Annotated in this window: 22 protein-coding genes; 20 read left to right on the top strand and 2 right to left on the bottom strand. The window is 64.5% G+C overall.

Annotated features, from left to right (window positions below; genetic code table 11):
• Window positions 1-91 precede the first annotated feature (91 nt).
• The gene (locus ACIQTZ_RS05055) at window positions 92-1,099 is read left to right on the top strand and encodes an ABC transporter substrate-binding protein (protein ID WP_402978612.1); all 1,008 of its coding nucleotides are present in this window, start codon (window positions 92-94) and stop codon (window positions 1,097-1,099) included.
• A 163-nt stretch (window positions 1,100-1,262) separates the two neighbouring features.
• Here ACIQTZ_RS05055 and ACIQTZ_RS05050 read toward each other — a convergent pair whose 3' ends face one another.
• A complete protein-coding gene (locus ACIQTZ_RS05050) occupies window positions 1,263-1,895 on the bottom strand; it encodes a uracil-DNA glycosylase (protein WP_397326365.1) in 633 nt (210 codons plus the stop codon).
• A 242-nt stretch (window positions 1,896-2,137) separates the two neighbouring features.
• Here ACIQTZ_RS05050 and ACIQTZ_RS05045 point away from each other — a divergent pair, with 242 nt between their 5' ends.
• The 13 genes from ACIQTZ_RS05045 to ACIQTZ_RS04985 all read left to right on the top strand — a co-directional run bounded on the left by ACIQTZ_RS05045 (window position 2,138) and on the right by ACIQTZ_RS04985 (window position 14,706).
• On the top strand, window positions 2,138-2,479 hold the full coding sequence (locus tag ACIQTZ_RS05045; protein WP_402978125.1) for a hypothetical protein: 342 nt from the start codon (window positions 2,138-2,140) through the stop codon (window positions 2,477-2,479).
• A 170-nt stretch (window positions 2,480-2,649) separates the two neighbouring features.
• Window positions 2,650-3,267 carry a SipW-dependent-type signal peptide-containing protein gene (locus ACIQTZ_RS05040; RefSeq protein WP_402978123.1) on the top strand — a complete coding sequence of 206 codons (618 nt, stop codon included), beginning with the start codon at window positions 2,650-2,652 and terminating at the stop codon, window positions 3,265-3,267.
• A gap of 3 nt (window positions 3,268-3,270) precedes the next feature.
• Window positions 3,271-3,945: a SipW-dependent-type signal peptide-containing protein gene (locus tag ACIQTZ_RS05035; protein WP_402978120.1), complete on the top strand. Its 675-nt coding sequence runs from the start codon at window positions 3,271-3,273 to the stop codon at window positions 3,943-3,945.
• Entirely contained in the window at window positions 3,942-4,490 is a 549-nt protein-coding gene (locus ACIQTZ_RS05030) for a signal peptidase I (protein ID WP_402978118.1), read from the top strand. The genes ACIQTZ_RS05035 and ACIQTZ_RS05030 overlap by 4 nt, the downstream gene beginning before the upstream one ends.
• Window positions 4,477-4,812 (top strand): hypothetical protein, encoded by a 336-nt coding sequence (locus ACIQTZ_RS05025; RefSeq protein WP_402978115.1) that lies wholly within the window; start codon window positions 4,477-4,479, stop codon window positions 4,810-4,812. Before ACIQTZ_RS05030 ends, ACIQTZ_RS05025 begins: the two co-directional genes overlap by 14 nt.
• Window positions 4,809-5,339: a hypothetical protein gene (locus tag ACIQTZ_RS05020; protein ID WP_402978112.1), complete on the top strand. Its 531-nt coding sequence runs from the start codon at window positions 4,809-4,811 to the stop codon at window positions 5,337-5,339. Before ACIQTZ_RS05025 ends, ACIQTZ_RS05020 begins: the two co-directional genes overlap by 4 nt.
• A 232-nt stretch (window positions 5,340-5,571) precedes the next feature.
• Window positions 5,572-6,861 (top strand): adenylosuccinate synthase, encoded by a 1,290-nt coding sequence (locus ACIQTZ_RS05015; protein WP_400336712.1) that lies wholly within the window; start codon window positions 5,572-5,574, stop codon window positions 6,859-6,861.
• A 144-nt stretch (window positions 6,862-7,005) separates the two neighbouring features.
• The gene (locus tag ACIQTZ_RS05010) at window positions 7,006-8,454 is read left to right on the top strand and encodes an MFS transporter (RefSeq protein ID WP_402978109.1); all 1,449 of its coding nucleotides are present in this window, start codon (window positions 7,006-7,008) and stop codon (window positions 8,452-8,454) included.
• 35 nt (window positions 8,455-8,489) lie between these two features.
• A complete protein-coding gene (locus tag ACIQTZ_RS05005; RefSeq protein ID WP_402978106.1) occupies window positions 8,490-9,356 on the top strand; it encodes an SMP-30/gluconolactonase/LRE family protein in 867 nt (288 codons plus the stop codon).
• 59 nt (window positions 9,357-9,415) lie between these two features.
• On the top strand, window positions 9,416-10,756 hold the full coding sequence (locus tag ACIQTZ_RS05000; protein ID WP_402978103.1) for an MFS transporter: 1,341 nt from the start codon (window positions 9,416-9,418) through the stop codon (window positions 10,754-10,756).
• Window positions 10,757-10,866: 110 nt separating this feature from the next.
• Window positions 10,867-11,862: a Gfo/Idh/MocA family protein gene (locus ACIQTZ_RS04995; RefSeq protein WP_402978100.1), complete on the top strand. Its 996-nt coding sequence runs from the start codon at window positions 10,867-10,869 to the stop codon at window positions 11,860-11,862.
• 48 nt (window positions 11,863-11,910) lie between these two features.
• Complete coding sequence (locus tag ACIQTZ_RS04990) at window positions 11,911-13,203, top strand: DUF6379 domain-containing protein (protein WP_402978098.1); 1,293 nt, start codon at window positions 11,911-11,913, stop codon at window positions 13,201-13,203.
• Window positions 13,204-13,224: 21 nt separating this feature from the next.
• Window positions 13,225-14,706, top strand: coding sequence for a DUF6379 domain-containing protein (locus ACIQTZ_RS04985; protein ID WP_402978096.1), 1,482 nt, complete (start codon window positions 13,225-13,227; stop codon window positions 14,704-14,706).
• 93 nt (window positions 14,707-14,799) lie between these two features.
• On the opposite strand, the gene ACIQTZ_RS04980 is transcribed toward ACIQTZ_RS04985, so the two are convergent.
• A complete protein-coding gene (locus ACIQTZ_RS04980; RefSeq protein ID WP_400336719.1) occupies window positions 14,800-15,747 on the bottom strand; it encodes a LysR family transcriptional regulator in 948 nt (315 codons plus the stop codon).
• 196 nt (window positions 15,748-15,943) lie between these two features.
• Between ACIQTZ_RS04980 and ACIQTZ_RS04975 the strand changes: the two genes are divergently transcribed.
• From ACIQTZ_RS04975 to ACIQTZ_RS04950, 6 genes are read left to right on the top strand one after another with little or no spacing between them, the layout of a single operon-like run.
• Window positions 15,944-17,230 (top strand): ABC transporter substrate-binding protein, encoded by a 1,287-nt coding sequence (locus tag ACIQTZ_RS04975; RefSeq protein WP_400336720.1) that lies wholly within the window; start codon window positions 15,944-15,946, stop codon window positions 17,228-17,230.
• Between the two features lie 55 nt (window positions 17,231-17,285).
• A complete protein-coding gene (locus ACIQTZ_RS04970; protein ID WP_397326174.1) occupies window positions 17,286-18,245 on the top strand; it encodes a carbohydrate ABC transporter permease in 960 nt (319 codons plus the stop codon).
• Window positions 18,246-18,247: 2 nt separating this feature from the next.
• Window positions 18,248-19,084 carry a carbohydrate ABC transporter permease gene (locus tag ACIQTZ_RS04965; RefSeq protein ID WP_397326172.1) on the top strand — a complete coding sequence of 279 codons (837 nt, stop codon included), beginning with the start codon at window positions 18,248-18,250 and terminating at the stop codon, window positions 19,082-19,084.
• 2 nt (window positions 19,085-19,086) lie between these two features.
• On the top strand, window positions 19,087-19,458 hold the full coding sequence (locus ACIQTZ_RS04960; protein WP_402978094.1) for a nuclear transport factor 2 family protein: 372 nt from the start codon (window positions 19,087-19,089) through the stop codon (window positions 19,456-19,458).
• Window positions 19,459-19,488: 30 nt separating this feature from the next.
• Window positions 19,489-20,265 carry a TIM barrel protein gene (locus tag ACIQTZ_RS04955; RefSeq protein WP_402978091.1) on the top strand — a complete coding sequence of 259 codons (777 nt, stop codon included), beginning with the start codon at window positions 19,489-19,491 and terminating at the stop codon, window positions 20,263-20,265.
• Window positions 20,262-21,827 carry a GMC oxidoreductase gene (locus ACIQTZ_RS04950; protein ID WP_402978088.1) on the top strand — a complete coding sequence of 522 codons (1,566 nt, stop codon included), beginning with the start codon at window positions 20,262-20,264 and terminating at the stop codon, window positions 21,825-21,827. The genes ACIQTZ_RS04955 and ACIQTZ_RS04950 overlap by 4 nt, the downstream gene beginning before the upstream one ends.
• Window positions 21,828-21,871: the final 44 nt, after the last annotated feature.

Below are 21,871 nucleotides of genomic sequence, written 5' to 3'. Positions count from 1 at the left end.
GCTCACGCATTACGCAGGGTTGCCTTAATTAGGTTAGCCTTACTCCGTGAAAAATGACGATTCTGAAATGAAGCCGCGCAAAGCCGCAAGCATGCGCAGCCTCGCCGTGAAGGCAGGCGCAGCTGTGCTGGCCATGGCCCTGCTTGCCGGCTGCGGCGCCAGCGGTGGCTCCGGTTCCAGTGCCGGCAACGCCGATGTTGCTACCGGTGGCTCCAAATTCACCACCGCGGATCAGGAAACCGCCAAGCTCGGCACGGATGCTGCCCCGGGCGTCTTCCCCCGCACACTCACCCACGCCAACGGGGAAACCACACTGGACAAGAAGCCCAGCCGCGTGGTGGTCCTGGACACCGGTGAGTTGGACGATGTCGTCACCTTGGGCGTGACTCCGGTGGGCATGGCCACCACCGAAGGCGCCAACCCTGTCCCCACCTACCTGGCGGACAAGGTTAAGGACGTGCAGTCGGTTGGCACCATCCAGAACCTCAACCTGGAAGCCATCGCGGCCCTGAAACCGGACCTCATCCTGGGAAGCCAGCTCCGCGCGGACAAGCTCTACAAGCAGCTGTCCTCGATCGCCCCCACGGTGTTCAGCATCCGTCCCGGCTTCCCGTGGAAGGAAAACTTCCTCCTGGTGGGCAAGGCCCTCGGCGAGGAAGACAAGGCCGTCAAGGCCCTCAACGACTACCAGACTGAAGCCGACGCCCTGAAGAAGGACGTCACCGGCGATCCCAAGATCTCCCTGGTCCGGTTCCTTCCCGGCAAGATCCGGCTGTACGCCAACAAGTCCTTGATCGGCGTGATCCTGAAGGACGCCGGCCTGGCGCGCCCGGAGAACCAGAACATCGATGAACTGGCCGCCGAGGTCTCGGCAGAAAACATCGAGCAGGGCGACGCTGACTGGATTTTCTACAGCAGCTACGGCGATCCCTCGGCCACCGGCGAAAAGTCGGTTGTTGAAGGTGCCGTATGGCCCACGCTCGGCGCAGTCAAGGCCGGCCACGCCAAGCAAGTCAACGACGACGTTTGGTTCCTCGGCCTCGGCCCCACAGGCGCCCAGCTGATCCTCAAGGACCTCCGCACCATGCTGGTTGGCTAACTCCAGCACCCCCTCACAAGCACCCCAAACGACGGCGACCCCCACCGAAATGGTGAGGGTCGCCGTCGTCGTTAACCCGCTCAACTGACTGGCAGTAGTGGTTGCTATGAGCGCTCAAAGCAACAACAACTGCGAGCCAGTTGGGTGGGCAGGTGGCGGGTAGCTACGCCTTGCGCGGGATGCCCGTGCGTGCCATGGCTTCGGCGTAGGCCGCGTGGATGGCGTCAAGGTATTCCTGCTGGCGTTCGGGCGTTCCGGCGAAGGAGCGGCCACCGAGGGAGCGGACCTTGAACGTCTTGAAACCGCGGCGGGCGATGCTGGCCGGAGCGGCCTTCATGAGCTGGTCGGCCAGGCGGTGTGCCTCGTTGCCGTGTGCCACCAGGGCGGACGTGCGCGGCAGGAGCTGGAGCAGGCGCAGGAGCGGCTTGAGGCCCTCGGTGATGTTGGCGGGGGTGAGCTTGCCCGGTTCCTCGTTGGGTTCGATCCACGGGTAGGCGTTCCACGGAATGACGTATTCCGGACGCAGGCCCAGCTGCCACTGCATGCCGAGCATACGCGTGGTGGCCTCGTCATCGCCGGGCTTGATGAAGCCCTCGCCGGACGTGGTGCGCTGGTTGGAGAAAAGGCTGACGATACGGCAGTCGTCCATGCTGTGCGCGGGGTCGATGTAGAGGACCTCGCTGCCTGGCTTCTGTTCCTTGAGGGAATCGCACAGTCCGTTGACCTCGGCGATGTGGTCTTCGTAACGGCGGTTCCAGAGGAGTTGTTCGGGTGAGTCGATCGCCAGGTCTTGCATCAGAAGTTTGGTCTCCTAGGTGTCACAGCGCGCACCAATCGAACCGGCCGCGGACATGGCGCAGCGGACGCTCAAAGGGTGCTGTTGGGGGCTGGTTAACCTTACCGGACTGTGGAGGTGGTACTGTCCCGCCTCCGGCGTGCCGACCGAATAAGACGCGGCGTGTTGCGGCCCGGCGTGGCGGAGATCTCTCCTGCAGGGAGGCTCGACGGCGGGTGGCGGCTTCCGGCATGATGCCCGGTATGGAGAAACATGAGTCGTCCGCTGCCGCCGTGTCCGCTTTCGAGGACCTCGGTGCGGACCTCGCCGCGGCGGGAGTAGTGGTGGGCAAAATGTTCGGAGCCTCCTCGCTCATGCTGAACAAGAAAGCCCTCGCCTGCCTCAACGGCAATAAGGTGACCTTCAAGCTCGGCAGGAGCACCTCCGAACACGCCCGCGCGTTGGCCCTTCCAGGAGCGGCGCTGTTTGATCCTTCGGGTATGGACCGGCCCTTTAAGGATTGGGTGGAGGTGCCGTTCGAATCGCACGCGGAATGGCCTGCGTTCGCTGAAGCAGCGTTGGAGTTCGTGGCCGGCGAGAAGTGACCGCAGGAAGCGGCTGGGTAACATTTCCGCAGGTCAGCAACCTTACCGTTGACCTTGCCCCAGCCAAGTGATGGGTTGTTAGCAACGGTTTTGGGGGAAACCAGTACGGGACCCCCCACATCCCGGCTCCCTGGCCGGGCCGCCGCAAACATCTACCGTGGGGGTACAAAGTGGTTGCAACACATGAAGCGTCGGCGGACATCGACCAACGCCCAAGCAATGCTCCAAGAATCCGGGCCATTCTGGCTGGCGGCCTGGTCCTGGGAGTAGGTGCAGCCATCACCCTGGCTGCCTGGAACGACTCCGAATTCGCACAGGGCACCTTCACTGCAGGTGCCTTCAACCTCGAAGGAAGCACCGACGGCACCACCTTCGCGGAGCACCCCGTCGGCTCGCCGGCCACGCTGAGTTTCACAGCGAACCCGGGCAACCTCGCGCCCGGCGATGTGGTCACCGCGCCCTTCGCCGTCCGGCTTGACGACGGCACCACCAACGACGCTACCGTCACTGTTTCCACCGAGGCATCCACCGGTTCCCTGACCGGGCTCACGTATTCACTGACACGCTCGACGGCGTTCGGCTGCGGCGAGGCGGTTACCGGCACCTTGGTGACTGCCGGCCAGGCATTGGGCACGACGCCGGGGAGCGTCACCTTCGCGCTGACGCAGGGCGCAGGGACCGACCCGGGAGATGCGGTAAACCTCTGCTTCAGGATCACGGCAGATAGCAACCTGGTTCAATCCCAAACCGGGACCACCACCTGGGAGTTCGCGGCGGAATCCCAGTGATCCATGGGCATCCAACACTCAACGACGCGCCGCGGAAAGCGGCAGCGGCGCGAGGTGGTCCTGCGCCTCCGGGCACTCCTTGCCGGGGCCTTGGCGCTGGGAATTGGCGGCTCGGTCACCCTCGCTGCATGGACTGACAGCGACTACGCCACGGGGACCTTCGGGGCCAGCGTGTTCGTCACGGAATCCAACGTCACCAAGCCCTACAGCGCGGCCGGAACATGGAGCACCAATGACACGGCGCCTGGCGGGGCCCTGGTCTTCACCGCTACCGCGATGAGCCCCGGGACGGTGGCGTACGCACCTTTTGCCATCCGGACCAAGGCAAATTCCGTCGCGGGGGAAGTCGTGCTTGGCATTCCTGCCGTCACCAGCAGCGGAACAGGCACCTCGGACCTCGGCGCCGCGTTGCGGTACCGCGTGGTCCGCTCAGCCACGTGCGACGCTTCCGCCTTTACCGGGACACCCGCCTTCGTGGTGGGCAGCGACGGCGCCAAGCCTTTCACGCAGGGGCAAGCGGCCGGCGTCGTGAATCCGCTCGCTGCCGCCACCGCATCGTTGCCGGGGGCGCCCACGCAGTTCTGCTTCGAAGTGACGCTGCCCGTGGGGGCGAACAACGCCCTCCAGGGCCAGACGGCGACGGCCACCTGGCAGTTCACGGCTGCCTCGAGCTCATGAGCAGCAGTCCTTGGCCCCGCCGGCTCCGCGAAACTCTGTTGAACATCGCGGCCGCCGGTGGTGCCGTGTGCATCCTGGCCGTCCTCGCCGCCGTGGTTTTCAACATTTCCCTGGTCCTGTTCAAGACCGGCTCCATGTCCCCGGCGATTCCGGCAGGGTCGTTGGCGCTGGTCCGCGAGGTACCGGCCGCGGATGTCCGGGTGGGGGACGTCGTCACCGTTGACCGGGCCGGGAAGCTGCCCATCACGCACCGCGTGCAGACCATCCAGCCGGCGGAAGGGGAATCCCGGACCATCACCATGAAGGGCGACGCCAACGCCCAGCCCGACCCGGCGCCCTATGTCGTGGAACGGGTCCGCGTCGTCCTGTGGTCCGTGCCCGGGCTCGCCTACCCGCTCGCTGCCGCCGCAAATCCAGTGGTCCTTGGCGCCACCACGGTAGCCGTTGCAGCGCTGGTGACGTGGGTGCTGTGGCCGCGGTCCAGGCGCCGGACGCGTGCGGAACAGCACAGCGGGCGTAAGGGCGGACGGCATGCGGCTGCGTAGTTGGGGGTCCGGCGTGGCTGGGCTGGCGGTGCTGGCACAGCTCGAGAATCCAAGTCCCGTCAGCTCCACGAGCACGTACGTGCTGGTCACAGCCTCGCTCGCCAACGATGCCCCGCTGGAGGTCCAGGGAACGAAGACGCGGTTGGTCGTGGGTGTCCACGGCGCGGGCGACGATCCGGGCGGCGCACCGCCGTCGGGCTTTCTGTCCGATACCGGTGCCAAGCTGGCGGGCTTCGCACTCTTGGGCGCGCTCGCCGTCGGCGCAGGCTTCGCGTTGTCCGGGCTGCGGAGTGGGACAGGATTCCGGGGTGGGCGCGCATGAAGGCACGCGTGGTCCTGGCGGGACTTGCCCTGGCGCTCGGGATGGTGCTGACCGCAGCGAACCCTCCGGCGGTCACCCAGGCGGCGTGGGAGCGGAACGCCTATGCGACAGGCGGCTTTGGCACGGTCACCATTCCGGCGCCGACGCTGAACGGCCATTGCACGTACAACCCGGGGCCGCTGGGACTGAACTCGTATGTGCGGATCTTCTGGTTGCCGCCGGCGGGCTACACCCTGGCCCAGGCCGAAATGCAGGCGTCCACCAGTGGGCTGGGCTCCGCCCTGGCTCCCTTGACCGGATACAACCTGGCTACCAACACCACGGGCGACGCCACCACTGGGTACATCACGGACGTCCGGACCAACCTGTTGGGCGGACTCCTGGGCCTGGGGACAGAGCTTCAACTCGCGATCGTGATCAAGGATCCCACCACCGGCTGGATCTCAAAATCCGCCTCCGTTGCGTCCAACGCCGGCCTCATTGCCGGGCTCGGTGGAACCTGCCGGAATCTGCCCGCGGGAACCTGATCTGCGGGACGGGATCAGGAGCCACCCCGCCGCCATCAAAACTTCACGCGGCCGCCGTCGAACGCTCCTTGACACCAGACTTTCAGGGCTCATCGGCTAAACTTGGCTGGTAAGAGCCCCGAACCTCTTGCGTTGGCTGCCGTCCTGGTGGCCACACCGGTAACCTCGGGGCATTCTCATGTACGGCGCCCAGCCACAGCGGCTCGGCCCGAAAAGAATGGGGGAGGATCCCATGCCCGCAATCGTGATCGTCGGAGCCCAGTGGGGCGACGAAGGCAAAGGCAAAGCAACCGACCTGCTCGGTGGCCGCGTTGACTACGTGGTCAAGCCCAACGGCGGAAACAACGCCGGGCACACTGTGGTTGTTGGCGGTGAGAAGTACGAGCTCAAGCTCCTTCCCGCAGGCATCCTGAGCCCCAACGCCATTCCGATTATTGGCAACGGTTGCGTGGTGAACCTCGAGGCCCTCTTCCAGGAGATCGACGGCCTCGAAGCCCGTGGCGCGGACACCTCCCGACTGCGGGTATCCGCCAACGCCCACCTCGTTGCTCCTTACCACCAGGTGCTGGACAAGGTGACCGAACGCTTCCTCGGCAGCCGCGCCATCGGCACCACCGGCCGTGGCATCGGCCCCGCCTACATGGACAAGGTGGCCCGCCTGGGCATCCGCGTCCAGGACGTCTTCGACGAGTCCATCCTCCGCCAGAAGGTGGAAGGCTCGCTGCGCCAGAAGAACGAGCTCCTGGTCAAGGTGTACAACCGCCGGGACATCGAGACCGAAGAGATCGTGCAGTACTTCCTGTCCTTCGCCGAGCGACTGCGCCCGCTGGTCATCGACAGCACCTTGGAGCTGAACAACGCCCTGGACGAGGGCAAGGTGGTGCTCATGGAAGGCGGCCAGGCAACGTTCCTGGACGTGGACCACGGCACCTACCCGTTCGTCACTTCCTCCAACCCGACGGCCGGCGGCGCTTCCGTGGGTTCCGGCATCGGGCCTACCCGCATCTCCCGCTCCATCGGCATCATCAAGGCCTACACCACGCGCGTTGGCGCCGGCCCGTTCCCCACGGAACTTTTCGACGAGATGGGCGTGTACCTGCAGAAGACCGGCGGTGAGTTCGGCGTGAACACCGGGCGTCCCCGCCGCTGCGGTTGGTACGACGCCGTCCTGGCCCGCCACGCCTCCCGCGTCAACGGCTTCACGGACTACTTCGTCACCAAGCTGGACGTCCTCACCGGCATCGAGCAGATCCCCGTCTGCGTGGCCTACGACGTTGATGGCGTCCGCCACGACGAGATGCCCATGACGCAGACCGAGTTCCACCACGCCGTGCCCATCTTCGAGTACTTCGACGGCTGGACCGAGGACATCACCGGCGCCCGCACCCTGGAAGACCTCCCCGAGAACGCCCGCAACTACGTGCTGGCCCTCGAGAAGCTCTCCGGTACGCGCTTCTCCGCGATCGGCGTCGGCCCGGACCGCGACCAGACGATCGTGGTGCATGACCTGATCAACGACTAACTGCCAGTCACTGATTGACGACGGCGGCGGACCACCTCGGGCGGTCCGCCGCCCTTGTCGTTCCCGGGACTAATTCCGCAACCACCGCGGTTAGCACCTTGAGGGGACGGATACACGGTACGAACGCGACGGGATAAGACATACATGACTGCAGAAACTGCCGACGGAGTCGGGTTCCGTTCCAAGCGAGGGCCCATCCTCATTGCCCTGATGCTGTCCACCGGGCTCGTAGCCATTGATTCCACGATCGTGGCCACGGCCGTCCCGTCGATCGTTGGGGACATCGGCGGCTTCTCGTCCTTCCCCTGGCTTTTTTCGGCCTACCTGTTGGCGCAGGCGGTGTCCGTTCCCGTCTACGCGAAGCTCTCGGATGTCCTGGGCCGCAAACCGATCATCCTCAGCGGGATCGCGCTTTTCCTGCTCGGCTCCATCCTCTGTGGACTTGCTTGGAGCATGCCCGCCCTCATCGCCTTCCGTGTGCTGCAGGGTCTTGGCGCCGGCGCGGTGCAGCCGGTATCGATCACCATTGCCGGCGACATCTACACCCTCGCCGAACGCGCCAAAGTGCAGGGCTACCTGGCCAGCGTGTGGGCCATTTCCTCGGTGGTGGGTCCCACGCTGGGTGGCGTGTTCGCATCGTTGGGCATCTGGCGCTGGATCTTCCTGATCAACATCCCGCTATGCCTCCTGGCCGGCTGGATGCTGGCCCGCACCTTCCACGAAGACGTCAAGAAGACCACGCACCGCATCGACTACCTCGGCGCAGTCTTGTTGACCACCGCGCTGAGCCTCCTGATCCTCGGGGCGCTGGAAGGAGGCCAGGCCTGGGCGTGGAACTCGCCCGTCAGCATCGCGGTTTTCGCCGTCGGTGCAGTGCTGCTCGCCGCGTTCCTCCTGGTGGAGCGGAAAGCAGCCGAACCGGTCCTCCCACCGTGGGTGGTCTCCCGCAGGCTGCTGTCGACGACGGCCATGATCGCCTTCGGAATTGGCGCGGTGATGCTTGGCCTCACATCGTACGTGCCCACGTTCCTCGAAGGAGCACTGCAGACCTCGCCGCTCCTGGCCGGTCTCGCGTTGGCAGCGCTGACGCTTGGTTGGCCCATCAGTGCCTCCCAGGCAGGCCGTTTCTACCTCCGGATCGGCTTCAGGCGCACAGCCCTGATCGGCATTTCCATCACCGTGGTGGGCACTGGCATCCTGGCCCTCACGGCATCCGCGCCCAGCGTCTTGTTGGTCGCGGCCTCGTGCTTCGTTGTGGGCCTCGGCCTGGGTCTGGTAGCCACCCCAACGCTCATCGCCGCCCAGTCGAGCGTCGAATGGAACGAGCGCGGCGTGGTCACGGGCACCAACCTCTTCGCCCGGTCCATCGGCAGCTCCATCGGCGTGGCGGTGTTCGGCGCCGTTGCGAACGCGATCTACGCCAACAGTGGCGGGCCGAACCCGCAATCGACCATCCAGGCCTCAAATGCCGTGTTCCTCGCCGTCCTGGTCGGCGCCGTGCTCACCGTCGTCGCGGTCATCGCCATGCCGGAAGCCGGTGCCAAGAGTCCTGAGGCGGCCCCGGCTTCCAGTGGGGCCAAAGTACAGGACTAGGCTCTATGGCGGGGTCACAACGGAAGGGTCACTGCATGGAACTGATCACGGGCACGCTGGAAAAGGTCTTTGAGGGCACCATCTGGGCGGAGGGGCCTGTGTGGATTCCACAGTCCCAAACCGTCCGCTGGAGCGACATCCCCAATAACAGGATCCTTGAGTACAGCCCGGAGTCAGGCCAGACGCGGGAGTACGCCACCGCCGTCGAATTCACCAACGGCCGCACCCTGGACCGCGACGGCAGCGTAGTCCAGTGCAGCCACGGGCGGCGCCGCGTCGAGCGGGATCACGACGGCGTGGTGTCGGCAATCGTCGATTCGTTCGGCGGGCACCGGCTCAATTCGCCCAACGATGTTGTGGTGGCCAAGGACGGGACGGTGTGGTTCACGGATCCGCCCTACGGCATCCTGCCCGGGACCGTGGAGGGCCACGAGGGGGAGCAGGAATATGGCGGTTGCTACGTGTTCCGCTTCGACCCGGCCACCAAGGAACTGACGCCGGTGGTCACTGACCTGGTCCATCCCAACGGGCTGGCGTTCTCTCCGGACGAGTCCGTTCTGTACGTCGCGGACACCGCCGGCCCTGGGCGCGGTTCGCCGTTCCGGATCGCAGCCTACGCGGTTGTGAACGGGACGAGCGGAGCCGGGCAGACATTCGTGGAACTTGAGGAGGATAAGGTTTCGGACGGATTCCGGGTGGACGTCGAGGGCAGGGTCTGGACATCCGCCGGCGCTTCGGTGCGGGTTTACGCGCCCGACGGCGGCCTGCTGACCGCCGTCGATGTTCCCGAACGCGTTTCCAACCTGTGTTTCGGTGGGCCGGACAGCCAGGACCTGTACCTCACCGCGACCACTTCCCTGTATCGGCTGAGGACATCGACGCGGGATACCGTCCGCCCCTAGCGCTCGCCGTCCCGATGGACGATCATCGGGAGAAAAGCGGTTCAAGCCAAGGACAGGCCATGAAGGACACCAAGAACGTCGTGGGGGATCCAGTCCAAGCTACCGCCGCCTTCAAGCGGCGCTTCATGTACAGGATGGTCTTCGTCCTGGCCGGAGGCATGTTCCTGGACGGCTACATCCTGGGCATTTTTGGTCCGGTGACGGGGTCCATGACCGAAGACCTGGACTTGTCCACGTTCTGGGAAGGCCTGATCGCCGCCGGCCCGCTGTTCGGGATTCTCCTGGGCTCACCCATCGGCGGTTGGGCGGGGGACAAATTCGGCCGGAAGCCCCTGTTCCTGATCGACATGAGCCTCTTCGTGGTGGCCTCGGGCGTGCAGTTCTTCGTCGACTCTCCCGAGGTGCTCTTTGCTGTCCGCTTCGCCATGGGCGTGGCGATCGGCGTCGAGTATTCCGTTGGTTGGCCGCTGATGTCCGAGTTCGCTCCGGCGCGCCTGCGGGGGCGGCTTCTGGGATGGACGCTGGTGGCTTGGTATGCCGGGTTCATGCTCGCCTTCCTCTTTGGCTACCTGCTGGAGCAGTTCACCGCTGTGGACTGGCGCGTGATCCTGGGCAGCAGCACCATCATTGCCGTGGTGTTGTTCCTCTTCCGGATTGGCCTGCCGGAATCTCCCCGCTGGCTCTGGAACCAGGGGCGGCGTGATGAGGCCATGGCGGTGGCCCACAGGTACATGGAAAGCCCTGACGAAATGGCTGACGTGCAGCGGGAAGACACCAAGCACGGGACGTTCTCCATGCTCTTCTCGCGGCAATACTGGCGGTCCACGCTGTTCGTCTCCATGTTCTGGTTCTGCGGCGTGGCCCCGTACTTTGCCATCGCGACCTTCGCCGACAGCGTGCTGAGCGGATATGGACTCGGCGGAGGGTTGGCTGGCGGCGTCGGGCTCTCCGCAGTTGCGCTCGTCGCCGTGATCATCACGGTCCTCCTGGTCGACAAAGCAGGCCGGCGCGCCATGACCGTCCCGCCCCAGTGGGCTGCCGCCGTCGTGCTTGCCGTCATTGGACTATGGGGCGGTGCGCCGCCGCTGGCAGTGCTGATCCTGTTCCTGATGTTTTCCTTCGTCAACGCCATGTACAACACGCTGACCGGCATCTATCCGGGCGAGGTCTTCCCCACGGAGATCCGCGGCATCGGGACGGGCTTCGCGGCCGCGGTCAGCCGGGTGGGCGCGGGCCTGGGTACCTTCCTGCTGCCGTGGTCCATGGTGAACCTCGGCTCGGCCACCACCATGCTGATTGCCTCGGGCGTCGCGTTCGTCGGCGCTGGCCTCTCGCAATGGTTGGCGCCGGAGACGAAGGGGAAGAGCCTCACGGAGGCGGCCGCGGGCTTCTCGCACTAAGAATGGCAAGAGGCGTGCTTGGGATGACTCCGTCATTGCTTATGTCTGAAAAGAACATTAGAGTGTTCAAAACAAGACTAAGTAAGCCGTGTAGCTGAGGAGAACCCCTAATGACGCGTCCATCGCTGAGGGTTGGCATCTTCGGGACTGGAAGCATCGCCGAGCGGGCCATGGTCGAGCCTTCTGCCCTGGTCGATAACGTCCAAGTGGTAGCCGTGGGGTCCCGCGAGCCTGAACGGGCACGGGCGTTCGCCGATCGTTTCGGAATCCAGTCGGCCGGTGACTACGCCAGCGTCATGGCCGATCCCGACGTCGATCTTGTGTACGTGGCGCTGCCGCCCACCGTTCACGCGCAATGGGCGGTGGCTGCCCTCCAAGCCGGAAAGCACGTGCTCTGTGAGAAGCCGCTCTCCGCAAACGGTACGGATGCCAAAGCCATCGCGGATGCTGCGTCGGCCAACGGCCGCTCTGCCTTCGTCGGCTTCCACTACAGGCTCCACTCCTTCACCCGGCGGCTCCTGGAAGTCATCCGATCGGGACAGCTCGGAGATATCCAGGATGTCGGGATCGACTTCAGCATCCCCCATTTTGTGGTCAAGCCAGGCAATATCCGTTTGAACGGTGCCCTGGGCGGTGGCGCCGTTATGGACGTCGGCTGCTACGCGATTGATCTGTTGCGTGCGGCATGGGGTGAGGCGGAGGTGGTTTCGTCCACCTCCAAGCTCTACGACGACGATCCTCGCGTCGATATGGAGACCGACTTCGTGCTTGCTTTCACGTCCGGTATCAAGGCCCGGGTCCGGGCGTCCTTCCTTGGCGATGACAAAGGGCGGATGTCACTGGATATCGTCGGCTCCAACGCATCGCTGCGCGCTACCAGCGTGATCGTTCCCCAGTGGGGCGCTACGCTCCGCGTCACAGCCGGCGACACGGTGCTCATCGACGAAAAGGCTTCCGAAGGGGAATCGAGTTATGTAGCGCAGCTTGAGCACTTGGTGGAGGTGCTCGGCGCGGGCGCCCCGACGCCGCTCGGTGCCGCCGACGCCACAGCCACCATGGCACTCGTCGACGACGTCTACCGGGCTTCGGGGCTCCAGCCCCGCTGAGCTTGACCAGCGGTTTTTCCTACCTGTAACCAGAGAGAAAGAGCAACGATGCTTCTCGAGCGAGACCTTATCCAAGCCACCGGCTTCCGCAATGTCCGCGACGGCGACCGGATCACCGGGTTCCAATTCCGGGTGCGGATGCCCTCCTACCGCGGCATGGCTGCATCCCTGATCGACGGCATTGCCGTCCGCGTGGGCAACCTCGTGGATGTACCTGCTGACGTTCCGTCGTGGACCCTGCAGGGCAAGACGCACACGCTGCAGGAACTCTGGGCCAGCGAGGGCGTGCGCTGGCAGTTGGATGAGGCCGCCACTGTAACGGTTCCCCTTGAGGGAGGGCTGCCCCAAGGTGTCCACGAACTCCAGATCGAGCTGAAGCTGCGCATGTCCTACATTCCCGTGGAACATCAGCCCTCGGTTTACCGGGAATCCCGGTGGATCACGCTTGGCCCCGAAGGCGGGGAGGGCGTGTTCCGCTATGGCGTGTCCCTCTACAGCTTTATGCACGACTTCGGTACGGTCCTGGACCTGGAAACCGCGTTGGCGGCCGTGGCAGATACCGGGGTCACCGGCGTCGAAATCCTGGGCGAGGGGCATGTACCCGGCTATCCGGAACCCACCCCCGAATGGATCGACCAGTGGTTCAGCCTGCTGGAGAAGTACTCCCTTGAGCCCACCAATTACGGCTCCTGGATCGATACGAGGCTCCGTCCTGGCGCGGCCATGACTGCCGAAGAAGGGGCCGCGGCGCTGCAACGCGATCTCCGCCTGGCCAACCGCCTGGGCTTCGGGTTCGTGCGGCCCAAGATCGGTGTGGTCTCCAGTGACCTGATCCCGGACCCCATCTGGACCGAATCCGTGGAGCGCTCGCTGGACCTGGCCCACGAGCTGGGTGTGGTGATCTGCCCGGAAATCCACTCGCCGACTCCCATCAAGCACCCGGTGGTGGACGACTACATCAACCTGATCGAGCGCACGGGGACCAAGAACTTTGGCCTGTTGATCGATACCGGTATTTTCCAGGACCGGCCCATTCCGCTGCGCGCCGGCGAGACGCGGGAAACACGTCCGGCGTTCCTTGACGGCATTGGCGTGGACCCCGCCGATTTCGCCGACGTCGCGAAGTACGTGGTGTTTGTCCAAGCCAAATTCCACGACATTGACCAAAACCTTGAAGACCAGCAAATTCCGTGGCGCCCCGTGCTCAAGGCGCTGAAGGACTCGGGTTACGACGGCTACCTGTCCAGCGAATACGAGGGCGAACGGACTCCGTGGCGCTCCATCGAGCAGGTACGCCGCCAGCATTCACTCATCCGCACCATTGCCGCCGAACTAGCCTGACCCCCACAGCAAGGACCCAAGATGCCCAACGGACTCATCCAAGAAGACAGCCTCCGTGCACACCCGGACGGCCTCGCGCTATCGCTGACACTGCCCTGGTACCGGAGCCTGTGGTTGTCCTCGGTTTCCACCCTGAAACTCACGGTGGATGGCGAGGAGGTGCCGCAAGAGGACCTCTCCCTCCAGCTGGGTGGAAAGACGTATTCGCTGACCGAACTGCCGGCCCAGTCGGAAACGCTCTGGTTCCTGCAGGAACATCCGCGCTTGGTTGCCCGACGCCCGGAACCGGTCGCGCTGGGTGACAGCCACGTGGTCAACATTGTGGGCGAACTTCGCCTCCCGTACATGCAGATCGCGCCGGGCCAGGACGGCGGACCGGGAATGTACGTGCCGAACTTCGTTAACCAGACGCTGGAACTGACAGTGGTGGACGCGGACGCGCCGGCACCGGAAACCACGACGGCGGTCACCCCGGCGCCGCCGAAAGCGGACGAAGACCCGTTCCACCTGGGGCTGACGCTCTACTCGGCCAGCGCGGAATTCCGGGCCGGCTGGTACGACTTTGACGGCTTGCTTAACCGTGTGGCGGAACTGGGCATTGGGCCGGGTATCGAAATTGTTGCCTCCCAGGTGCTTCCGGCGTACCCGGAGGTCAGCGACGACTTCGTACGGTCCTGGCAGGCTGCGTTCGACAAGCACGGCTTCGACGCAAGCTCCTTCGGCGCCAACCTGGACATGGGACGGCGGCGGGACCGGGACATGACCCCGGACGAAGAGTACGAGTTCACGGAGACGCTCTTCCATGGAGCAAAGAAGCTCGGTTTCCCGCTGGTGAGGATCCAGAGTGCCAAGCCTGCCCTGCTCCGACGGCTGCTCCCGCTGGCAGAGCAACTCGAGCTCAGGCTCGCCTACGAGATCCACGCTCCGCTTGGCCCGAACTCGCCGGACATCATGAAGGTCCGGGACGTGTACGCTGAACTGGATTCACCGTTGCTGGGCTTCGTGGCGGACTTCTCTTCCACCATGCACAGCATGTCGCCCACGTTGCTCCGGGCCGTTTCGAGGGCGGGCCTCGATGGGGAAGCGCTGGAACGCCTTCAAGCCGTCTGGGCAACGGATGCCTCCATGCGGGAACGCCAGGAGGAGTTCATTGGCTACCTCCGCAGCCGCGGATTCGACCCCGCGAGGCTTGGCTCGTTCGCCCACCTTGCCTTCAACATGCACGGCCACATCAACCCGCGCGAATGGGCAGACATCATGCCGCAGATCATGCATGTCCACGCCAAGTTCTATGACATCGACGAGCATGGCAACGAGCCGGCCATCGACTACCCGGAACTCGTCAGGGTGTTCGTGGAGGGCGGCTACCGTGGCTACTGGTCCAGTGAATGGGAAGGCCATGCTTTCGCAGAGTTGGGCGAAGTGGATCCGTTGTTGTTGGTGCGGAAGCAGCACGACCTGATCCGCCGCAGCATGCGGGCTGCAGTAACCGCTGCGGTCTAACGCCGCGGCCTCTCAACGCAGACGTCAAGCCTGGCCGGATTTCCGGCCAGGCTTGACGTGCTGGCCCTGAGCCTGGATCCGGCCGCCGCCAGGTCAGGCGTCGGTGCCGGCGTCAGTTGCGGAGGCTACGATCGCCGCGGCCTCCTCGAACAGTCCCCGCATCCAAATGTGCTCCGAGTCCGCGTTGTGGACGGGGTGCCACCACAGGGCGTTAACCAAGGGAGTTGCCGGGAACGGCAGCGGGAGGACCCGAACGCCGCCGAGCCGCCGGGCGATCGGGGCCAACGCCGCCTGGATCAGCCCGATCCTGTTGGTGCCGGCCACAAAGTGGGGGAGTGCCTGGAAGCTCTCCACCACTACCTCCACCCGGGGCTCGATGCCCAGTTGTTGGATCTGCCGTTCCGCGGACGTGAAGGCGGAACGTGATTGGTAGGTCATCACCCAGGGCAATTGGGCGATGTTGTCCATGGAGACGGCCTCGCCCACCTCCTGGTTGCTCTCGGAAACTACGGCCAGCCAGTCGTCGCGCCAGAGGTCCACGAAGGGCAGCCCTGTGAGGATGCCGTGCGGGATCACCATGCCGTCCGCGGCCCGGAGGCGGTTGGCTGCGTCCTCCACCACTACGGGGTTGTGGAGCATGAAGCGGAAACGGACGCCCGGAGCGCGCTCAGCGGCTAGCTCCGAGACCACGCGGCCAACAGTGGTGAAGCCGTAGTCCGAGCCATAAATGGAGAACTCCCGGGCTGATTCGTTGGGCTCCCAACTGGCCTGGCTCTCGAAGACCCGGCGGGCGGCGTCCAAGGCCATGGTGGTGTGCTCGGCGAGGCGCAACGCAAAGGGCGTGAGCTCGTAGGTGTTGCCGCGGCGGGCCAGGATGGGATCCCCGAAGTGGTTGCGCAGGCGTGCGAGCGAGGCGCTCAAGGCGGGTTGGCTCAGGTGCAGGCGCTCTGCTGCGCGGGTCACGCTGCGCTCGGTGATCAGGGCATCCAAGGACGTGAGCAGGTTGAGATCAAGCCTGGAGAGCAGGGAGTGGTCCGTCACAACGGGCATCCTTCGAGTCGGGGCCGGGGGCGTCTTTCCGCCTGATGAGGGCGCAGCACGTTCATCTTAACTCAGAGCAGCGGGACTTATGTGCGGTATCCGAAATACTTATGTGTCTTTCTGGCAGATGCCATGCATACTGGTGAGTGACCGGGGTCACGGACCCCGCCAGACAAAGAAGTCAGAAAGGCTGAACATGACACAGCACCGCTTCCGGGGACTCAAGCTCGGCGTCCTCGTTATCCCAACCGCTGCTGCACTCGCACTCACAGGCTGCTCGAACTCCGCGTCGACGGGCAGCAACGGAGGTTCCAAGGAATTTTCCTTGACGTTCTCCACCTCCAACACCATTGAAAGCCCGTTCCAAAAGCTCGGCGAGCAGTACATGGCCGCACACCCGGATGTGAAGATCACGTTCAACGCGCAGCCCAACGACTCCTACGACCAGACGGTCCGCACACAGTTGCAGGCCGGCAATGCCTCCGATGTCATCGTCACCTCTCCCGGTTCGGGAACGGGTCGAAGCATCCTCCCGCTGGTTGACGCGAACTTCCTGGAACCCCTGGACGATTCGGCGAAGAACCTGGTTCCGGTTGGAAGTGAGGCGCTGTTCGGCAAGGACGGCAAGGTCTACGGCCAGGCCGCCGAGATGACCGTTGTTGGCTTGGTGGTGAATGAAACCGCGGCCAAGGCCTCAGGTGTTGCAGACTTCCCCACCGACTTCGCAGGGCTGGAAAAGCAGTGCTCCACGCTCAGCTCCGCCAACAAGTCCTTCTTCGCCCTGGCCGGCTCTGCCGCACCGAATACGGGCTTGATGGCGATGTCCCTTGCCGCGTCCCGCGTGTACGCAGAAGACCCCAAATGGAACGAAAAGCGGTCCGGCAACCAGACCAAGTTCGCCGACTCCCAGGGCTGGAAGGACTCCCTCGAGGCAGTCAAGAAGCTGAACGACGCAGGCTGCTTCCAGAAGGGTGCGGCCGGTGCAGGCTTCGACGCCATCACCAAAGGCCTGGCCAGTGGCACCTCAGTTGCCGGCTTCGTACCCGCTCCGTCGTGGAAGCAACTTAAGACCGCCGCCGCTGATTCCGATTTCGTAGTCCGTGCGCTTCCGTCCGAGCAGAGCTCAGACAAGGGCTTTGTCTACGCCAGCGCCAACTACTCCTTCTCCATCAACGCCGCCTCCAAGAACAAGGACGCAGCCAAGGCGTTCCTCGATTGGGCAGCCCAGCCGGAGCAGACCAAGGCTTTCGCCGAGATCGACGGCGCCCTCCCGGTCAGTGGCCTGGATACCTATGACTACGCTTCCGGCGCCTACAAGAACGTGGGCGACCTCATCAAGGACGGAAAGTACGGTCCGCTTCCCAACAGCCAGTGGCCCAACTCTGCTGTCTACGACGCCCTCGCCACCGGTGTCCAGGGACTCCTGACCGGCCAGAAGTCTGTTGACCAGGTCCTGCAGGCCATGGATTCGGCCTGGGGCTAAGCCGGATTCCCACCATCACCGTTCGCTCTACTCCAAGGGATAAGCAAGGATTACCATGACTGCGACGATGCAATCCAAGACCGAAGCAGCTGACGCTTCCCGGCGAGGCAAGCGCGCTCCGGGGACGGTCCGAAAGGTCCGTTCCCGGGGTGGCTCCCTGCAGTTCGGACACTGGTGGTGGGCCCTCCCGGGCATTGCCCTGGTGATTGCCATCCACTATGTGGCAACCGGCATCGGTGGCTACTTCGCCTTCACCAACTGGACCGGCATCGGATCCTTCAAGGTAGTGGGACTGGCCAACTTCGAAGCCATCTTCAAGGACCCCACCAAACTGGGCGCCTTGATGAACACCCTGTTCCTGGCTTTTTCGTCGGTCTTCATCGGCAACGTCGCGGGCCTCGTCATCGCCCTGGGCCTGAACCGGGTGCTGAAGACGCGCTACATCCTCCGTACCTTGTTCTTCATGCCCGTGGTGCTCAGCCCCCTGGCGACGGCCTACATCTGGAAGTACATCTTCGACTTCGATGGGCCCATCAACGTTTTCCTCAGGTCCATCGGTGCGGAGGACCTCGCAAAGCCGTGGCTCGCAGACCCGCAGTGGGCCATCTGGACGGTTCTGATCGTGCTGGTCTGGGGTTCCACAGGGTTCGCGATGGTGATCTTCATGGCGGGGCTGGCCAGTGTCCCGGTGGAAATCGAGGAAGCCGCCGCCATTGACGGCGCCAACCTGTGGCAGCGCTTCTGGAACGTGACGCTTCCAGCGATCCGTCCGGCCGTGGCAATCGCCACCACGCTCGGCATCGTCCAAGGGCTCCGGGTCTTCGACCCCATCATGGCCCTCACCGGTGGCGGTCCCGCCGGTGCAACCGAAACGCTCGCCACGCAGGTCTACAAGCAGGCCTTCGCCCTCGGAAACTTCGGTGGCGGCGCGGCACTGGCCCTGGTGCTCGCAGTCATCATCCTGATCTTTGCCGTCATCCAGCAGCGGCTGACCCGCTCCAACCCGGAGGACTGACCATGTTCCGCTACACGAAACTCACCCTTCTCCGCGAAATCGGGTTGTGGGCGCTGGCCCTGCTCTTCCTGTCTCCGTTCTACTTCCTGGTGACCACGGCCTTGAAGCCCAGCAGCGAGATCTACACGACGTCACCGCTGGCACCGCCGTCGAACCCTGACTTCAGCAACTTCACTGCGGTCTTGACCGCTTCCGGCAACTCCAATGTGGTCCTGGGCCTGGTGAACAGCGTGATCATCACCGCAGGCAGCATCCTGGGCCTCATCGCCCTGGGGTCGATCACCGGCTACGTCATCTCCCGGCACACCCGCCGCTGGAGCAAGCTTGCCTACTACCTTTTCCTTGTTGCCATCATCCTCCCGGGACAGCTCGGTGCGGTTCCCCTGTACATGGGCGCCCGTTCCCTGGGCCTGACCGGCTCGGCCTGGGGTTTGATTGTCCTCTACACCGGAATGCTGCTGCCGCTCTCGATCTTCCTGTACGCCAACTTCTTCCGTGGGCTCGGTACCGACTACGAGGAAGCCGCCACCATCGACGGTGCCAGCAAGACCCAGATCTTCTCCAAGGTGGTCTTCCCCATGATGGCCCCGGCAACGGGAACGGTAACGATTTTCGCCGGCCTGATTGTGTGGAACGACTTCTTCACCTCGCTGATCTTCCTGGGCGGTTCCAGCAACCAGACGCTGCCGGTGGCCATGTACTACTTCATCGGCTCCCTGGTGTCCCAGTGGAACTCCATCTTCGCGATCGTGATCGTGTCCATGATCCCCATCCTTGCCCTCTTCCTTTTCGCCCAGAAGCGCTTCATCCAAGGCTTCTCCGGCGGCCTGAAGGGCTAGCGGTGACGGACAACCGCGCCGCGTTCGAAAAGTTCGTGGACGTTTTCTACACGAAGAAAAGGGTCCGCGAAGCCTTCGACTTCCTTGTGGCGGAGAACTACGTCCAACACAATCCGAACATTCCGGACGGCCCGGAAGCTGCGATCACGGCGCTCACGCCCAAGTTCGACGGTTCGCCGGACGCTCGCTTCGACATCCAGCGGATCCTCGTGGACGGCGATCTCGCCATGGTCCATGTCCGCGCCTCGTTCCCGGGCCGGCCGGATGCCGCGGTGGCTGACATCTACAGGTTCGCCAACGGCAGGATCGTCGAGCACTGGGACGTGCTCCAGCCGGTCCCGGCCGACGCAGTCCATGGCCACCCCATGTTCTAGAAACTCACTCATAAGTCACAGGAGACAACCATGTTCCAACTTGCGCCGAATATTGACCTTTTGTTCTCTGAAGCAGGCGAAAGTGCTGCCGAACGCGTCCGCGCCGCAGCATCAGCCGGCTTCGACGCCGTCGAAATGTGGGGCCCCAGTACCAAGGACATCCCGGCCCTCAAAGCCGCGCTGCAGGAAACCGGCATCCAGCTCACCGCCCAGCTCGCCGAGCCGCGCATGCAGTTCATGATCCCGCCGAAGAACCACGAACCGTTCTATGAGGGACTCGATGCCGGGGTGAAGGTTGCGCAGGAACTCGGTTGCCCGCGCATCGTTGTGGGGAGCGGAACCGGCTTCGGTGGCCGGAAGCGCCAGGACCAGTTGGATGAGCTCATCGAGATCTTCACCAAGGGCATCAAGCACATCGAAGGCTCCGGCATCACGCTCGTACTCGAGCCGGTGAACATCCGCGTGGACCACCCCGGAGCCCTCCTGGATCGCACCTCGGAGGCTGTCTACGTTGCCCGCGGCGTTGACTCGGCCAACTTCGGCATTCTCTACGACCTCTACCACTCCACGGTGGAGGGCGAGGACGTGGCCGCGGAACTGGCTCATGCCGGCGACCTGGTCAAGTACGTGCAGATCGCCGACGCGCCAGGCCGTGGGGAACCCGGCTCCGGTTCCATCGACTGGACAGCCCGCCTGAACGACCTGGAGGCCAGTGGTTACGCCGGACCGGTCGGACTCGAGTATTACCCGACCATCGATTCCGCGAAGTCGGTGCGCCGCATCCAGGAATTGGTGGCTTCGCGGTGAGCCAACGTTCCTACCCGGCATCGGTTGATGTCGCGATTGTGGGGAGTGGTCCGACGGCTTCCGCCTACGCCCGCATCCTGAGCGAGGAGGCGCCCGGCGCCAGCATCGCCATGTTCGAGGTGGGCCCCACGGTCAGCAACCCACCCGGCGCCCACGTCAAGAACATTGCGGACCTGGAACGGAGAACCGAAGCCCAGCGGGCTTCTGAAGGCCCGGGCGCCGGAGCCGCAACAGTCAACTCCCCGGGTGCAGTCAAGGCTGGCGAAAGGCGTGCGCGGCCGGGAACCTACCTGCTCAGCGAGGGGTACGCGTTTCCGGGCGAAGACGGCCTCCCGGTGGCCGCGATGTCCAGCAACGTCGGTGGCATGGGTGCCCACTGGACCGCTGCCTGCCCACGTCCGTCCGGCAAGGAGAGGATCGACTTCGTCCCGGACATGGACGGGCTGTTCGAGCATGCCGAGCGTCTCCTGGGCGTCACCACCCACGCTTTCGACGGCGCCCCCTTCTCCGACATCGTCCATGACCGCCTCGCCGCGGCGGTGGACGAGGGCCGGGACCCGGCCACCAAGGTCCAGCCCATGCCGCTTGCCGTCCACCGCGAAACGGATGGCCGCCTCCTCTGGTCGGGAGCCGACGTCGTGATGGGTGAGGCGACCCGGAAGAACCCGCGCTTCGGGCTTTTCGACGAGTCTCTGGTCACCAAAGTGACGTACGACGGCGGAACGGCCTCGGGAGTGGAAGTCCAGGACCGCCGTACTGGCGCGAGTCACCGGGTGGCCGCCCGCTTCGTGGTGGTGGCTGCTGATGCCTTGCGGACTCCACAGTTGCTGTGGGCTTCGGGTGTCCGGCCGGAGGCCCTGGGGCGGTACCTCAACGACCAGCCGCAGGTGGTGTTTGCCAGCAGGCTTGAAGGTGTGACGGGCGCCGCAGAGCCGGCGGAGAATCAGCCACAGGGCGGGTTGTCCCAGCAAAGCGGTGTCGCTTGGGTGCCGTACACGGATGACGTACCTTTCCACGGCCAGATCATGCAGTTGGACGCCTCGCCCGTGCCGCTGGCGGACGATGATCCCGTGGTGCCCGGATCGATCGTGGGCCTGGGCCTGTTCTGTGCCAAGGACCTTCAGCGGGACGACCGCGTTGCCTTCGATGACGAGGTCCTGGATGCCTACGGAATGCCGGCCATGCGGATCCACTACCGCCTGACGGATGCGGACCACGACGTGATCGAGCGGGCAAAGACGGAAATCGTCCGCTTGGGTCAGGCGGTGGGTCGCCCGCTGGATGAGCGCCCCTTCGTGCTGCCGCCGGGCGCATCCCTCCATTACCAGGGATCGACGCGAATGGGATGGGAAGACGACGGCGAAAGTGTGTGCTCGCCGGACAGCGAAGTGTGGGGAGTCCGTGGCCTGTTCGTTGCAGGCAACGGAGTGATCCCCACCCCGACCGCATGCAACCCGACCCTCACTGCCGTGGCCCTGGCCGTCCGGGGTGCGCGCAGGATCGCCGAAGAGCTTGAGACCTCTTTACTTATGTCGGAAACAGACAATAGAATTACGAAATAAGGAAAAAGTCCTTTCGGGCGTTGATGCCCGGAGGCAAGACAAGG

Origin of the sequence: Paenarthrobacter sp. NPDC090520 (genome assembly GCF_044769205.1) — a bacterium.
Taxonomy (GTDB): domain Bacteria; phylum Actinomycetota; class Actinomycetes; order Actinomycetales; family Micrococcaceae; genus Arthrobacter.
Note: the sequence above shows the minus strand (reverse complement) of the source record. Positions and strands in the feature narration are given on the sequence as shown.

Excerpts from the sequence above, each read along its gene's own strand:
- ACIQTZ_RS04990 (WP_402978098.1), top strand. The coding sequence starts at position 11,911 with ATGCTTCTCGAGCGAGACCTTATCCAAGCCACCGGCTTCCGCAATGTC.
- ACIQTZ_RS05030 (WP_402978118.1), top strand. The coding sequence starts at position 3,942 with ATGAGCAGCAGTCCTTGGCCCCGCCGGCTCCGCGAAACTCTGTTGAAC.
- ACIQTZ_RS04970 (WP_397326174.1), top strand. The coding sequence starts at position 17,286 with ATGACTGCGACGATGCAATCCAAGACCGAAGCAGCTGACGCTTCCCGG.
- ACIQTZ_RS05010 (WP_402978109.1), top strand. The coding sequence starts at position 7,006 with ATGACTGCAGAAACTGCCGACGGAGTCGGGTTCCGTTCCAAGCGAGGG.
- ACIQTZ_RS05025 (WP_402978115.1), top strand. The coding sequence starts at position 4,477 with ATGCGGCTGCGTAGTTGGGGGTCCGGCGTGGCTGGGCTGGCGGTGCTG.
- ACIQTZ_RS05050 (WP_397326365.1), bottom strand. The coding sequence starts at position 1,895 with ATGCAAGACCTGGCGATCGACTCACCCGAACAACTCCTCTGGAACCGC.
- ACIQTZ_RS05045 (WP_402978125.1), top strand. The coding sequence starts at position 2,138 with ATGGAGAAACATGAGTCGTCCGCTGCCGCCGTGTCCGCTTTCGAGGAC.
- ACIQTZ_RS04975 (WP_400336720.1), top strand. The coding sequence starts at position 15,944 with ATGACACAGCACCGCTTCCGGGGACTCAAGCTCGGCGTCCTCGTTATC.
- ACIQTZ_RS04965 (WP_397326172.1), top strand. The coding sequence starts at position 18,248 with ATGTTCCGCTACACGAAACTCACCCTTCTCCGCGAAATCGGGTTGTGG.
- ACIQTZ_RS05015 (WP_400336712.1), top strand. The coding sequence starts at position 5,572 with ATGCCCGCAATCGTGATCGTCGGAGCCCAGTGGGGCGACGAAGGCAAA.
- ACIQTZ_RS05005 (WP_402978106.1), top strand. The coding sequence starts at position 8,490 with ATGGAACTGATCACGGGCACGCTGGAAAAGGTCTTTGAGGGCACCATC.
- ACIQTZ_RS05035 (WP_402978120.1), top strand. The coding sequence starts at position 3,271 with ATGGGCATCCAACACTCAACGACGCGCCGCGGAAAGCGGCAGCGGCGC.
- ACIQTZ_RS05000 (WP_402978103.1), top strand. The coding sequence starts at position 9,416 with ATGAAGGACACCAAGAACGTCGTGGGGGATCCAGTCCAAGCTACCGCC.
- ACIQTZ_RS04985 (WP_402978096.1), top strand. The coding sequence starts at position 13,225 with ATGCCCAACGGACTCATCCAAGAAGACAGCCTCCGTGCACACCCGGAC.
- ACIQTZ_RS04955 (WP_402978091.1), top strand. The coding sequence starts at position 19,489 with ATGTTCCAACTTGCGCCGAATATTGACCTTTTGTTCTCTGAAGCAGGC.
- ACIQTZ_RS05020 (WP_402978112.1), top strand. The coding sequence starts at position 4,809 with ATGAAGGCACGCGTGGTCCTGGCGGGACTTGCCCTGGCGCTCGGGATG.
- ACIQTZ_RS04995 (WP_402978100.1), top strand. The coding sequence starts at position 10,867 with ATGACGCGTCCATCGCTGAGGGTTGGCATCTTCGGGACTGGAAGCATC.
- ACIQTZ_RS05055 (WP_402978612.1), top strand. The coding sequence starts at position 92 with ATGCGCAGCCTCGCCGTGAAGGCAGGCGCAGCTGTGCTGGCCATGGCC.